This is a genomic window from Devosia insulae DS-56 (assembly GCF_000970465.2).
In the GTDB taxonomy this organism is placed as follows: domain Bacteria; phylum Pseudomonadota; class Alphaproteobacteria; order Rhizobiales; family Devosiaceae; genus Devosia_A; species Devosia_A insulae.
This window is the reverse complement of the sequence record NZ_LAJE02000072.1, coordinates 37,611-51,702: the sequence shown is the minus strand read 5'-3', so window position 1 is coordinate 51,702 and position 14,092 is coordinate 37,611. Positions and strand designations below refer to the sequence as shown.

General features: G+C 65.0%; 9 protein-coding genes. 5 read left to right on the top strand and 4 right to left on the bottom strand.

The annotated features are described in order from the left end of the window. Positions 1 to 96 precede the first annotated feature (96 nt). On the top strand, positions 97 to 1,353 hold the full coding sequence (gene tyrS / locus VW23_RS04635) for a tyrosine--tRNA ligase (protein WP_069908415.1): 1,257 nt from the start codon (positions 97 to 99) through the stop codon (positions 1,351 to 1,353). Between the two features lie 44 nt (positions 1,354 to 1,397). Here tyrS and VW23_RS04630 read toward each other — a convergent pair whose 3' ends face one another. Both VW23_RS04630 and VW23_RS04625 read right to left on the bottom strand, forming a co-directional pair. Further along, positions 1,398 to 1,847: a universal stress protein gene (locus tag VW23_RS04630; RefSeq protein WP_069908414.1), complete on the bottom strand. Its 450-nt coding sequence runs from the start codon at positions 1,845 to 1,847 to the stop codon at positions 1,398 to 1,400. Between the two features lie 85 nt (positions 1,848 to 1,932). Then, positions 1,933 to 5,397: a hypothetical protein gene (locus VW23_RS04625; RefSeq protein ID WP_141728222.1), complete on the bottom strand. Its 3,465-nt coding sequence runs from the start codon at positions 5,395 to 5,397 to the stop codon at positions 1,933 to 1,935. Positions 5,398 to 5,551: 154 nt separating this feature from the next. Between VW23_RS04625 and VW23_RS04620 the strand changes: the two genes are divergently transcribed. The 3 genes from VW23_RS04620 to VW23_RS04610 all read left to right on the top strand — a co-directional run bounded on the left by VW23_RS04620 (position 5,552) and on the right by VW23_RS04610 (position 10,792). Further along, positions 5,552 to 6,067, top strand: a complete 516-nt coding sequence (locus tag VW23_RS04620; protein ID WP_069908439.1) for a peroxiredoxin — start codon at positions 5,552 to 5,554, stop codon at positions 6,065 to 6,067. Between the two features lie 100 nt (positions 6,068 to 6,167). Continuing rightward, positions 6,168 to 7,352 carry a M23 family metallopeptidase gene (locus VW23_RS04615; protein WP_176730325.1) on the top strand — a complete coding sequence of 395 codons (1,185 nt, stop codon included), beginning with the start codon at positions 6,168 to 6,170 and terminating at the stop codon, positions 7,350 to 7,352. A gap of 116 nt (positions 7,353 to 7,468) precedes the next feature. Then, positions 7,469 to 10,792: a beta-ketoacyl-ACP synthase 3 gene (locus VW23_RS04610; RefSeq protein WP_141728221.1), complete on the top strand. Its 3,324-nt coding sequence runs from the start codon at positions 7,469 to 7,471 to the stop codon at positions 10,790 to 10,792. Here the strand turns inward: VW23_RS04610 and VW23_RS04605 are convergent. Continuing rightward, positions 10,749 to 11,873 carry a helix-turn-helix transcriptional regulator gene (locus VW23_RS04605; RefSeq protein ID WP_084645538.1) on the bottom strand — a complete coding sequence of 375 codons (1,125 nt, stop codon included), beginning with the start codon at positions 11,871 to 11,873 and terminating at the stop codon, positions 10,749 to 10,751. The two genes, VW23_RS04610 and VW23_RS04605, sit on opposite strands and share 44 nt — an antisense overlap. A gap of 194 nt (positions 11,874 to 12,067) precedes the next feature. Then, positions 12,068 to 13,196, bottom strand: a protein-coding gene (prfB, locus tag VW23_RS04600; RefSeq protein WP_141728220.1) for a peptide chain release factor 2 whose coding sequence is annotated in 2 segments (ribosomal slippage) — positions 12,068 to 13,126 and positions 13,128 to 13,196 — 1,128 coding nt in all. Because the reading frame shifts where the segments join, the coding sequence is not laid out codon by codon here. Positions 13,197 to 13,312: 116 nt separating this feature from the next. Here prfB and VW23_RS04595 point away from each other — a divergent pair. Continuing rightward, positions 13,313 to 14,086, top strand: a complete 774-nt coding sequence (locus VW23_RS04595) for an NAD kinase (protein WP_342029914.1) — start codon at positions 13,313 to 13,315, stop codon at positions 14,084 to 14,086. The last annotated feature ends 6 nt before the right edge of the window (positions 14,087 to 14,092 follow it).

Sequence of the window (14,092 nt, the reverse complement as noted above, 5' to 3'; positions counted from 1 at the left end):
CGCCCCGGACCTCCTCCTTCGGAAGGCTCGGGGATGAGGTCCTCATGGGGGTAAAGTACCCCCATGACGAGCCGGTCGATTACATAGGGCAAGCCGATGGCCGCCAAGTTCAAGTCCGATTTCCTGAACGTCCTCGATCAGCGAGGCTTCATCCACCAGATCTCCGATCCCGAGGGCCTCGATGCCCTCGCGGCAAGGGAACGCATCACCGGCTATGTCGGCTACGATGCGACGGCGACCAGCATCCACATCGGCAACCTGATCACGGTGACGATGCTCTACTGGCTGCAGGAAACCGGCCACCGCCCCATCAGCCTGATGGGCGGCGGCACCTCCATGGTTGGCGATCCGAGCTTCCGCGACGACCAGCGGAGCCTGCTCAGCGTCGAGAAGATCAAGACCAACATCGAGAGCATCAAGAAGGTCTACTCGCGCATCCTCCGCTACGGCGACGGCCCGACCGACGCCGTCATGGTCGACAATGCCGACTGGCTGCTGAAGCTCAACTATGTCGAATTCCTGCGCGATGTCGGCCGCCACTTCTCGGTCAACCGCATGCTGAGCTTCGATTCGGTGAAGCTGCGGCTCGATCGCGACCAATCGTTGAGCTTCCTCGAGTTCAACTACATGATCATGCAGGGCTACGATTTCACTGAGCTCAACCGGCGCTACGGCACGGTGCTGCAGATGGGTGGCTCCGACCAGTGGGGCAACATCATCAACGGCGTCGACCTCAGCCACCGCATGGGCGGCCCGCAGCTCTACGCCCTGACCACGCCACTGCTGACCAAGGCTTCCGGCGAGAAAATGGGCAAGTCGGCCTCGGGCGCCGTCTGGCTCAATGGCGAGCTCTTCAGCCCCTATGATTTCTGGCAGTATTTCCGGAACACCGAGGACGCCGATGTCGGCAAGTTCCTCAAGATCTTCACCCGTCTGCCACTCGCCGAGATCGAAAAGCTCGCGGCGCTGGGCGGCTCGGAGCTGAACGAGGCGAAGAAAGTGCTGGCGACGGAAGTCACGGCGATCGTCCACGGCCGCGAGGCCGCGGAGCAGTCGGCGTCGACCGCTGCCGCGACCTTCGAGGCCGGGTCGCTCGACCTGTCGCTGCCGACTGCTGAGGTCTCGAAGTCCGACCTCAACGCCGGCATCGGGCTGCTTGCCGCGCTGGTCACCGCCGGTCTTGCCGCATCCAACGGCGAGGCCCGCCGGCACATTCAATCGGGTGCGGTGCGCGTCAACGATGAACCGGTAACCGATGACCGCGCTACCCTGGGGACGGCCGCTCTGCTGCCGGAAGGCGTGATCAAGCTCTCGGTCGGCAAGAAGAAGCACGCCCTGCTGAAGCCGGTCTAAGCGAACTGAAGTGCGGTTCAACGAACCGCACTTCACCTCTCACCTCAACGCGTCACCAGCACCGGGATGGCAGTGTGCGCCAGCACATTGTTGGTCTGGCTGCCGAGCAGCAGCCGGCCAAGCCCGCGGCGGCCATGCGAGCCCATGACGATCAGGTCGGCGCCCACCGAATTGGCGGTCGAGATGATGCCGTCGGCCGGAAAGCTGTCATTGACATAGACCGTCTTGGCCGCGACGCCGGCAGCGCTGGCTGCAGTCTCAGCCTTAGCCAGCAGTTCCTTGGCGCCGGTTTCCTGCGCCTCGATCAATTCCGGAATGGGGTCGAACGCCGTACCGGCGACCGTGGCGTAACCGCCGCCGAGCACCGCGGTGGGCTCAGTGACCGTGACGATGGTCACCGCCGAGCCGAGCGCCTTGGCGAGACCGAGCGCATGGTCCAGCGCCCGCGAGGCGAGTTCCGAACCATCCGTTGCGACGAGAATATGTGCGTACATTTGACGTACCTCCGAGACCCCAGATGTGGAGATCGTAAGCCGTTGCGCCAACCTATACTTTGATCGAAATCAACTATCCGGCCGGTCACTCGACGCGCGGGATTTCCTTGGATCGGTATTCGAACATCCGGCGGAACGCCCCGGGCACCAGCGCAGACATCGGGTTGATCTTGAAATCGGGCTTGTCCAGCGGCCCACGCACCGCGAAGGTCACCCCGAACAGCCCCTCGCCGTCGCGCCCGGCCAGCGGTCCCAAGAGCTTCGAGAACGCGTTGTTGAGCCCGAACAGCGGCACATAGGTGCCGGTAATGTCGTACTGTCGCTTGTCGGTGTAGATGAAGCCGCGTGCCGTGCCGCCCACCGTGGCGCCGGCCAGCACCGCATCGGTGATCTCCACTCGGTCACTGCGCCGTACGAACTCCGCCTCGGCGCTCTTGAACTCCAGCTTGTTGGAGCGGGCAATCATCTGCCGGGACTGGGAGTCGTTGCCGAGAATCTGCGCCACGTTGCCTTCGTTGACGAAGGCGAAGTTGCGTAGCGAGAACTGCCCGACATCGATCTTCTGCTCCTTGACCGTCTCGACCACCAGGCTGCCGGCGCCGCCCTCGACATTGGGGTAGATATTCATCAGCCGCAGCAGCGTGCCGAGGTCATTGAATGCCACCGACATCACCTTGCCGTCCGGCGTTGGATTGGTGGTCACCGAGACACTGCGGTTGCCGCCGAGATTGGCCTGGAGGTTCACCCGCTGCAGGTCCGCCCCGCGCAGCACCAGGTCAAGGTTCACGTTGAACGCCGTGGTCTTGTAAAAACCCAGCGCTCGCTTCAGCTCGAGATCGACAGCAATGGTCTGGTTGTTGACCGCGGTCGCCTGCGGGCCGCCGGTCGAATCGCCTGAGAGGCTGAAGAAACGCTGCAGCATCGGCTTCAAATCGAGCTGATCGCCGCGCAGCCGCACCTGGTAGCCGTTGCGGATCGGCGTCAGCGAGATCTGCGCCTGGTCGCCGGGACTGAGCGCGAACGAGGTGAACTCGGCCGACTGCAGGCCTTCCTTGAGATCGAAATCGAGGCCGCCCGCGAGCTTCACATCGCCGAAGCCGAGATCGAGGTCCTCGATGGTGACAGCGTCGCCTGCAAGCTTGATCTGTGCCGCGACGGTTCCCTTGACCCCCGCCGCCTTGCTGATGCCGAGGTCCTTGACGCTGAGGCTGGCGTCCTTGAGGTCCGCGACAAGCTGCATGCTGCCATCGCTGAGCGGCTTCACCGAAACCGTCAGCGGCCCGTTGAGGAACGCCGAGGTATCGACGCCGAACTTATTGAACGCGTCGGAATCGACCTTCGCCGTCAGCACCACGTCAGGCTTTTTGGGATCGAGCGTCCCCATCGCCGAGATCGCAGCAGGCACCCCGTCGAGTTCCGTCGTACCGCCGATATTGAACCCGGCCTGGGTCAGGCGGAACTGCAACTGCCCCTTGCCGATGGTGTGGCCTTCGATCGGCGAGGCGGTCTCGAGATCCTGCAGCGTGCCGTTGACCACATAGTCCATGGTTCGCGGCTTGTTGGTCTTCTTGTCGGTGACGAAGGTCGCCACCAGGCCCAGTGAAACCTGGCCTTTGAGGATGTCGAGGTCGATCGGCAGCGTCGCCTGCTTCAGCGCGTCGGGCTGGTTTGTCTTGACCCAGTCGATCAGTGCCGGGATGCCGCCGGACAGATCGCCGGAGATCTCGTACACCGCCTCGGTATCGCTGTTCGAGCCCATGATGAAGCCGGCATTGGCAATCGAGATATTGCCCTTGGACGTCGGGATCGTCGCGCCATCACCGGAAATCTGGATGTCGTTGTCCTTGAGGCTCAGCCGCATCTCGCCTTCGATGGTGATCGGATCCATCGTGTCGAGGGCTTTGATCTGTACACCGACGCCGACGATATCGATCGACATCGCATTCTTCGGAATCGGCTTGTTTTCCCCCGGCTCGCCGAGCGAGCCGACTGGGAAATCATAGCGCATGGTGGATTTCTTGATCCGGCCACCCACCACGTTCTTGACGAACCAGTCCCGCGACTCGCTGGCCAGAAATGCCGGCCATAGCCGCTTGAGGTCGTCGGCCGACAACCCGTCACCGGCGATGTTCATCTCGAAGCCGGTGCCGCGCCGCACCATGTCGATGCGCCCGGTCGAAACCAGCTTGCTGCCGTCGGCTTTCTTGGCCTCGAACTGGTCGATACCCGTCGCGCCGTAAAGCGGCGCCGACCAGCCCTGGAAGTTCACCTCCGAGAACGGCGCCTCCGGCACCCCCTGCTCGTTGGCGATGGAGACGTTGCGCGCCGCCACCTTCATGCCGACGATAGGGCCATAGAGGGGGTCGAGCCCGAGCTTGAACACCCCGCTGACCGAGCCGGTGCTGCCCGCAACGCTCACCTGCATTTCGCCCATGGTGAACTGGCCGATCGAGGGATCCCACACCACTTCGGCGATCGACGTGGCGATCGGGAAGAACTGGCCGTTGACCCGCACATCCATGCCGGTCAGGTCGACATGAAACAGCCCGTCGGTGATTTTCTGCGTGTCGGTGAAGCCGACATCGATCGACACCGACGCGGTGCCCACCACCGAGATCGCGGTCTCCTGCTCGCCCACGAACGGCGCAAAGGCGCCGGGGTCGAGGTTGGTAATCGAGGCCTTGAGGCGCGCCCCTCCATCATCGGTCTCGACCCACTCGAGGATGCCGTTCATCACCGAGCCGCCGATCCCGGCGGAGAAATTGCCCGAGGCCGACTTGCCATCGGCGTTCGGGGCGATGTCGATATTGATTTCGGTGAAATGCCGGAGCACGCCATAGAGCGCATCGTTCATGTCGAGCGCGCCGCGCTTGACCACCAGCCTCGAGAAATTCCCGAGCTTGGCCTGCTGCACGATGCCCGCGATGCCCTTGGCCGCCGCTTCGAGGTTATAGACCAGCCAGTCATTGTCCGACCGGATGCCCAGATTGGCATCGGGCACCTGCCCCTTCACGTCGACACCATCAGGCGACAGGTTCACCTCGGGGAATTGGTCCTGCCCCTCGATGATCCGCACCGTCCGGCCGCCATCGGGCTCGTCCACATACTCGAACTTGGCGAGGCGCGGCCCGAACAGGTCCTGGTTCACCTGCAGGTGCGGACCGACGATCGTCACCGTGGCGCCAGGCTGCCCGACCAACGCCCTCAGCGGCGAGAACCCAACCTCGAGCGCGTCGATACTCACCGTGCCGCCGGTCTTCACATCGGTGAAGGTGACCGGCTTGAACTGGATCACCGGCCAGACGAAGCCCTCGAGCGCCAGCGCCATGTCGCCCAGCTCGAGCTTGCTGCCTGACGGCATGGAGTTGAGCACCAAGTTCCGCACCTGCGAGCTGACGAACGGCAGCGGGATCGGGGTGACGAGCAGCACGGCGTACATGACGACGAGCAGGATGACAGGCGCAGCGACTGCCGCCGCGGCGATCCTACCCAGGATGCGCCATGCCGAGCGCTTGCGGAGCTGGGAGCCAGGGGCTGGAGTAGGTTTCACTGCTTTCCGACTTGAGGCCGCTCGCTTTGCCGCCCTATCTTAGAATCAAACCGAGCAGCGGTTCACTGCCAGATGATACCGGCTGTAATATGGCACTAACACCCATTGGATGCGCGGCTTTTCCGGCGTTTTCCCGTCTACCGAACCGGACCACATGACCCTTCCCACACCCGGCACCCCTGCCCCCGACTTTGAACTTGTCACCGACAGCTACGAGAAGTTCCGCTTGTCGTATCATCTTGGCCACCCGGTGGTGCTCTATTTCTACCCCCAGGACGACACCGAGGGCTGTACGCTCGAGAACATCGAGTTCACCGACCAGATGCCTGAATTCAAGAAGCTCGGTGCCGTCGTCGTCGGCATCTCGCCCGACACGGTGGAAAAGCACTGCTCGTTCCGCGACAAGTACAATCTCGGCGTCATCCTTGCGGCCGACCCCGAGCGCAAAGCCATCGAGGCCTATGGCATCTGGCAGCTGAAGAAGCTCTGGGGCGTCGAGTATATGGGGGTGAAGCGCATCACCGTGCTGGTCGACCCCGACGGCAAGGTCGCCGAAGTCTTCCACGCCACCCGCATCAAGGGCCACGCCGAAAAAGTGCTCGCCGCGACGCGTGCGCTGGTCGCGAAAACCGGGGTCCCGCCCACTAAATCTAAACGCGCCAAGGCATGAGCCCGGAGCCTAAGGTCGCCTGCGACCGGGCTTTTCGCGTTTGTTAACCCTAACAGATCATGATCGGGACCAGTGAAAGTGGCGTCCCGGAGTTATGGCGGTGCGTGCGAAATCGAGTGGCGTTCAGCCGGCCGCCCAGCCGGTCTCCAAAGTGTTCGGCGCTCCCCCGCAGAAAGCGAAACGGGCGCCCGGCATCCGGCCCGGCCTGTTCTACCTGGCCTTCGCGGCGCTGTTCGGCACCAATGTCCTGACGCTCGTCGGTTTCCTGATGGCTCCCGATATCGCCGCGCTGCTCAATGGGCAGAACAACGTGGTCGTTTCCGCCTATGAGGACCGCATCGCCCAGTTGCGCGTCGAGGTGGATCGCCTCCATTCACGGCAGTTCGCCCAGGCCGGCGACATCAACCTGCAGTTGCAGGAACTGACCCAGCAGCAGGAAGTGCTGCTCGAACAGCATCAACTGGTAAAGCAACTCGCCGCCAAGGCCGCCGAGCTCGGTATCGAAACCGCCGCAGCCGACCCGACGACCGACGACGATGTCGCGCCGCTCGCCGCCATTGCCCCCGTTACCGCAACCGGCGACCTCGCCGAGGTCAGCGCCTCGATGGCGAACATGATGGACGATAGCCGCATGGCGCTGGCGGCGCTCTCGGTCTCGGCCACCGAATCGACCGACACCATCCTCGACGTGCTTGGCGGCCTCGGCATCAAGCCGAACATGCCGGATGGATTGACCGACGCCGTGGGCGGCCCCTATCAGCCCCCGGTCGATGGCAGCGATAGCAGCGGCATCGTCGATGACGCCAACGACGTCTATCTCGCGCTCGCACGTTTCAAGGCGGCGCGCGGCGCCATCGACCTGGCGCCGATCCACAAGCCGATGGACTCGCTCAGCCGCATCAGCTCGACCTTTGGCAACCGCAAGGACCCCTTTACCGGCGGCCGCGCCTTCCATGCCGGCCTCGATTTCCCGGCGCCCAAAGGCACCACCGTGCTCAGCGCCGGCTACGGCAAGGTGACCTTCGTCGGCGAGAAGTCGGGCTACGGCAACCTGGTTGAGGTGACCCACCTGACCGGCCTCGTCACCCGCTACGGCCACCTCAGCGCCTTTCTCGTCAAGGAGGGCCAGGTGGTGAACACCGGCACGCCGATCGCCAAGGTCGGCTCCACCGGCCGCTCCACCGGTCCGCACCTGCATTTCGAGGTGCGCCGCAAGGATGTGGCGGTTGATCCCGGCAAGTATCTCGCTGCTGGCAAGCGGCTGGCGCACTTCCTCGGGGCGTAGGGCGCCTCCAGGAAATTGCAACGCCGCAACGCCTCCGGCAAATCAGCCATGCATTCACCCAAGACCAGCTAGTTGCTCTGGTTTTTCGCCGGGGACGGGTTTAGGTTCCCGCCACAATGCTGATGACCTCAGACATTCCGACGATGCTGCGGCTGCACCGGGCGATGTTTCTCGCCCGTGAGATTGACCGCGTGGAACAAGACCTGGTCAAGCAGGGCCTTGCGCATTTCCATGTCTCCGGCGCCGGCCACGAGTCGACCGCACTGATCGCCGATTATCTCGGCCAGCAGGATTGGCTGCACCTGCACTATCGCGACAAGGCGCTGCTTCTGGCGCGTGGCCTGCCACTGGTTGAATTCTTCCGCAGCCTGCTCGCCACCGGCCCCTCGCATTCCGCCGGTCGCCAGATGAGCGCGCACTATTCGGCCCGCGAGCTGAATGTCGCCTCGATGGTCGGCCCGGTCGGCAACAATGCGCTGCATGCCGTGGGCAACGCCCAGGCCGTGAAGTTCCACCCTGATTCTCCGGTGGTGATCTGCTGCGTCGGCGACGGTACCACCCAGCAGGGCGAGTTCCTCGAGGCGGTCGGCGAAGCGGTGCGCACCGGCGCCCCGGTGGTCTTCGTCATCCAGAACAATAACTGGGCGATTTCGACCAAGACCCCGGGCCAGACCTTCTTCGATCTGCCCACGGGGCCCGCCGACAGCTTCCTCGGTCTGCCGATCCGTCGCGTCGACGGTGTCGACCTGGCCGCCACCCGCACCGCCTTCGAAACGGCGGTGACCCATACCCGCGCCACCCGCGGCCCGTCGCTGCTGCTGATGGAGCTGGAGCGGCTCTCCGATCACACCAATGCCGATGACCAGGCGCTGTACCGCGCTGCCGACGAGCTGAAATCGGGCAAGAGCCGCGATCCGCTCGAAGCCATCCGGCAGTCGCTGCGCGAGTCGCAAATGGGCGATGCGGCTTTGGCGCAGCTCGAAACCAGCCTGATCGCCGAAGTGGCGGCGGCTGTGGTCGAAGCACGCGCCGAAGCGGTGCCTGAGACCGCCGGCGCGGCCAAGGCGCCATACCCCGCCGAATTTGCGCACGCCAAGGAATATCGCGGCGACGCCAAGGCGCCCAACCTGACGATGCGCGAGGCCCTCAACCGGGTGCTGCGCGACCAGCTTGCCGCCAACCGCGAAGTGCACCTGCTCGGCCAGGACATCGAAGACCCCAAGGGAGACGTGTTCGGCGTCACCAAGGGCCTGTCGACCGCCTTCCCGGGCCGGGTCCGTAACGCTCCGCTGTCCGAATCGACCATCGTCGGCACCTCGATCGGCCGCGCCCTGACCGGCCAGCGGCCGGTGGCGTTCATCCAGTTCGCCGATTTCCTGCCGCTCGGCTTCAACCAGATCATCTCCGAACTCGGTTCGATGTACTGGCGCACCGATGGCAGCTGGCAGGCGCCGGTGATCCTGATGGTGAGTTGCGGCGGCTACAAGGCCGGCCTCGGCCCGTTCCACGCCCAGACCCTCGAATCGATCCTCGCCCATGTGCCCGGCATCGATGTAGTGATGCCCTCGAGCGCCGGCGACGCCGCTGGCCTCCTCAACGCCGCGTTCCAGAGCAAGCGCCCGACGGTGTTTCTCTACCCCAAGAGCGGCCTGAACCTCTCGGACCGCCGCACCTCGGACGATACGGCCAAGCAATTCGTGGTGCCCGGTAAGGCCCGCGCGGTGCGCCAGGGCAATGATCTGACGCTGGTCACCTGGGGCAACCCGCTGACCCAGTCGCTGCTCGCCGCCGAGACGCTGTCCGGCGCCGGCGCCGAGCTCGATGTGATCGACCTCCGTTCGATCTCGCCCTGGGACGAGGACGCGGTGCTCCGCTCGGTGCGCCGCAGCAAGCGCCTGCTGGTGGTGCACGAAGACAATCACACTGCCGGCTTCGGCGCCGAAGTCATGGCGACGGTGATGGAGAAGGCCGGCATCCCGGTCAGCGCCAGGCGCGTCACCCGTGACGACATCCACGTGCCGTTCCAGTTCGAGCGGCAGATCGATACCCTGCCCTCCTATCGCCGGATCATGGCAGCCGCCGCGGCGCTGCTCGAGTTCGATCTCGCGTGGGAAGCGCCCAAGCTCGACACCGGTCCCGCCGCGATTACCGCCATCGGCTCCGGCCCGGCCGACGACGAAGTCGAGGTTGTCGAGCTGCTGGTGAAGCCGGGCGACATGATCAAGACCGGCGATCTGGTCGCGGTGGTTGAGGCCACCAAGGCCGCCGTCGACGTCCAGGCGACGGTTACCGGCAAGGTGCTGTCGATCCCGGTCGAACCCAAGCAGAAGATCGCCGTCGGCGCCCCGCTGATGTTCGTCGAAGCCGACGCCTCGGTGGCGCGGCAGCAGGCGACCGTCACCGCCGAACGCATCGACAAAGCCATCCTGAAGCGCCGCAGCGCGCCGCAGGCTGCCCCCGTCAGCATCGGCCGCGCCGAGGTTTCCGTCGGCGTTGCCGGCATTGCCGGGGTGACCGGCGCCCGCAAGGTGCACAACGCCGACCTCAAGGGCAACTGGCAGACCCGCGACGCCGGCGACATCGTCAAGCTCACCGGCATCGAGAGCCGTCGCTGGGTACAGCCCGGCGAGACAGTGTTCTCCCTCGCCGTCTCGGCCACACAGAAATTGCTCGACGAGCAGCAGCTCGAGATCGGCGACATCGACCTGGTGATCGCGGCCACCGGCACGCCGGATGTGATCACCCCGTCGCTGGCCTGCCGCGTCGCCGATGCCGTCAGCACCGTCGGCCGGACCAGCCTGCCCGCCTACGACATCAACGCCGCCTGCTCCGGCTACCTCTACGCCCTGGCGCAGGCCCGCGACTACGTCACCAATAACCCGAGCGCCCGCGTGCTGGTGGTGACGTCGGAAGTGCTCTCGCCGCTGCTCGACCAGAACGACTTCAACACTGCCGTGCTGTTCGCCGATGCCGCCACCGCTTCGCTGGTGCAGGGCACGGGTCACGAACAGCCGACCCTCTTCACCTTCGCCCAGCCGACCATTGCCGGCGCGCCGGAATCCGGCGAGCTGCTGAGCGTGCCGCGCGCCGGCGAGGGCTACATCAAGATGAATGGCCGCGAGGTGTTCGCCGATGCCGTCCGCGCCATGTCGGCGACGTTGACCTCGGCCTGCGCCGCCGAAGGCATCACCATGGACGATATCGACCTGATGGTGCCGCACCAGGCCAACCAGCGCATCATCGACGCCATTGCCCGCCGCTCTGGCCGCCCGGCGCATTCGATCATCCGCAACCTCGGCAACACCAGTTCCTCGACCATTCCGCTGGCGCTGATGGATGCGCTGCCGAGCACCAAGCCGGGCGACCGGCTCGGCCTCGTCGCCTTCGGTGGCGGCATCACTTACGCGGCGGCAATCGCGACGGTGGGATCGGGGCGCTAGCCGTCGGCACCAGCCCCTGCAGCAGGCCGACCAGATCGGCCTGCCGGTGCATTCCAGTCTTGCCGAACACTGCCTGCACCTGGTTGCGCACGGTCGCCGCGCTGGCGCCGGTGCTCGAGGCAATCTGACCGATGGTCATGCCGCCGCCGAGCGCGCGAGCGATCCGCGCTTCCGCCGGCGTCAGGTCGAACAGCCCCTGAATCACCGTGGCATCGGGCAACTCGCGCAAGGTCACCGGTGTCATCAGCAACACCGCCGCTGCCCCGGTGAACACTTCGCGAGCCGATGCACGGATGGGCAGTATGTGGGCCACCATCGCCGGACTGTCGTTCCCTGCGGGAATGGGAATCGAACGCACCGGCCCGGTATGCAGCCCGGCCTCCGCAGCCTCGAGGGCTGTGCTCAGCATTTCGTCGGCCCGCAGGTTGGCGAGGGCCAGCCGTGTCGGGCGCGATTGCACCACCGACGGCGTCAGCGCCTCAAGCATGCTGTTGGTCGCGATGGCCGCACCGCGCGGTCCGAGAACTGCGGCGGGTATGCCCACCATTTCGAGCGCCGCGACGGCGCCCTGGGCGCGCTCGAAGGCGATGCGTGCGGACATCAGCGCCGCCCGCGCCAAGTGTGGCCGCAGCAGGTCGAGACGCTCCACCACTTGCCGCTCCACTGGACCATCCTCGAGCCGGCGCTCGCCGTGGAAGATCAAGAGGTCACCGGTCGGCACCTTGATGCCGGTCGCGACGCCCCAACCAAACCCGCGCGGTACGAAGAATTCCCTGCGGATCGGATCGGCCTCCCACTCCTCGCGGCTGAACACGTCGAGGTCGGTGACGAAGCCGGGATGATCGTAGGCAAGCAGGCGCGCCGTGCGATCGTCATGCCCGGGGTAGCCGCCTTCGAAATAGCCCCGCGACATCTCGTGCAAGCCCGGCGACGCCGTCCAGTGGGCCGCCTCACCGCGGATGGCGAACAGCACGGTGCCCGCCACCTTGGCGAGATCGCCCAGCCTTTCGAGCACGCTCGGCCAGAGATCGGGAACAGCCCCGGCCTCGTAGATCCTGTCGACCAGGTCGTCGTCCTCCATCGGCGGCTTCCCCATGGCAGATGCCTGTTGAGTGACGTAACTCACGGCACCGCGCATTAGTTCAAATGCATCATGCGTCGGCAAGACGTTACCGGTAACAGTTTACCTGCGCCAAGGTGGCCCTGGGCGCTCATCTCGATTTTTCGGGTCTTCGGATGGTTGTTGGCCGGTGGCAGAGCCACCGGCCAACTTCGTTATTCGGCGTCCGATACCTTATCGGCATAGCCGGTGACGCGCGCCGCGAGCGAGGCTTCCATGAAGTCGTCGAGATCGCCATCGAGCACCGCCGAGGTGTTCGAGGTTTCGTGCCCGGTGCGCAGGTCCTTCACCATCTGGTACGGCTGCAACACATAGCTGCGGATCTGGTGGCCCCAGCCGACATCGGTCTTGGCCGCCGATTCAGCGTTGGCCGCTTCCTCGCGCTTCTGCAGCTCGGCCTCGTAGAGCCGCGCCTTCAGCATTGCCATGGCAGTCGCACGGTTCTTGTGCTGGCTGCGCTCCTGCTGGCAGGCAACGATGATGCCCGACGGGATGTGCGTGATGCGGATCGCCGAGTCGGTGGTGTTGACGTGCTGGCCACCGGCGCCGGACGAACGATAGGTGTCGACCTTGAGGTCGCTCTCGTTGATCTCGATGTTGATGGTGTCGTCGACCACCGGGTAGATCCAGGCGCTCGAGAAGCTGGTGTGCCGGCGCGCCGCACTGTCATAGGGCGAAATGCGCACGAGGCGATGCACACCGCTCTCGGTCTTCAGCCAGCCATAGGCATTGTGGCCGGTGACCTTGATCGTCGCCGACTTGATCCCGGCTTCTTCGCCGTCATGGATTTCCATCGTCTCGACCTTGAACTTCCGCCGCTCCGCCCAGCGCGTGTACATGCGCAACAGGATGTTGGCCCAGTCCTGGCTCTCGGTGCCACCGGCGCCAGAGTGGATTTCGAGGTAGCAGTCGTTGGCATCCGCCTCACCGGACAGCAGCGTCTCGACCTGCGCCGAACGGGCTTCCTTCAGCGTCTCGTGCAGCGCCTGCTCGGCCTCCTTGACCACATCGGCGTCGTTCTCGGCCTCGCCCATTTCGATGAGCTCGGTATTGTCGCGCACCGCAGCCTCGAAGGCCTTTACCGCCTTCACCTGCACGTCCAGCTCATCGCGCTGCTGCATGATCGGCCGCGCTTTGTCCGGGTCGGCCCAGAAGTCGGGATGCTCGGTACGTGCAGTCAGATCGTCGAGGCGGGCTTCAGCTGTATCCCAGTCAAAGATGCCTCCTCAGCAGGCTTACGACCTGCTCGATTTCGGCGATGACCTTGATGATTTCGGCGCGCATTTCTATCCTCAAATCCGTTGCCGCTCATGTAGTTGAGACGAAGGGCCCAATCAACCCGTTCTTCCCCGCGTCACCCGCCCATGCTAGGCAGCGGGCTTGGTAGCGAGGGGCTGGCTGTGACGGAACGTATCGAAGGGGTAAGCTTCGTATCGAGCGGCACGCCGGAAGCGGATCGCGCTGCCGACCTGCTGCGCGAGCGCTACGGCGACAGCGGCTTCGACCAGGCTACCACCGTTGTTGCCCTCGGCGGCGACGGGCTGATGTTGCAGACGCTGCATCGCAAGATGGGCAGGAACGTGCCGGTATACGGCATGAACTTCGGCTCGGTCGGCTTCCTGATGAACGAGTTTTCCGCCGACGGCCTGTCCGCCCGCCTCGCCGCCGCCAAACCGACGCACATCTATCCGCTCGAAATGAACGTCCGGCTCGCCGACGGCTCGGAACACCGGGCGCTGGCGCTCAACGAAGTGTCGCTGTTCCGCATGACCTATCAGGCAGTGAAGGTCGAAATCCTCGTCGATGGCCAGCCAAGGCTCGCCGAACTGATCTGCGACGGCGTGCTGCTGTCGACGCCGGCCGGCTCGACCGCCTACAACTTGTCGGCGCATGGTCCGATCCTGCCTATCGACTCGCCGCTGCTGGCGCTGACCCCGATCTCGCCCTTCCGCCCGCGCCGCTGGCGTGGCGCCATCCTCAACAACCGCGCCGTCGTCACCTTCCGCACCCGCGAGGCCGACAAGCGCCCGGTGAGCGCGGTGGCCGACAATGTCGAGTTCCAGCGGGTGATCGAGGTGACCGTGCGCGAGAACCGTACCCAGAGGGTAACCCTGCTGTTCGACCCGGGCACCGGGCTCGACGAGCGCGTGCTGAGCGAACAGTTCCGCTACTAGCCCGTT

Coding starts and splice junctions, on each gene's coding strand:
- tyrS (WP_069908415.1), top strand. CDS start 97: ATGGCCGCCAAGTTCAAGTCCGATTTCCTGAACGTCCTCGATCAGCGA.
- VW23_RS04630 (WP_069908414.1), bottom strand. CDS start 1,847: ATGTACGCACATATTCTCGTCGCAACGGATGGTTCGGAACTCGCCTCG.
- VW23_RS04620 (WP_069908439.1), top strand. CDS start 5,552: ATGACCCTTCCCACACCCGGCACCCCTGCCCCCGACTTTGAACTTGTC.
- VW23_RS04610 (WP_141728221.1), top strand. CDS start 7,469: ATGCTGATGACCTCAGACATTCCGACGATGCTGCGGCTGCACCGGGCG.
- VW23_RS04605 (WP_084645538.1), bottom strand. CDS start 11,873: ATGGAGGACGACGACCTGGTCGACAGGATCTACGAGGCCGGGGCTGTT.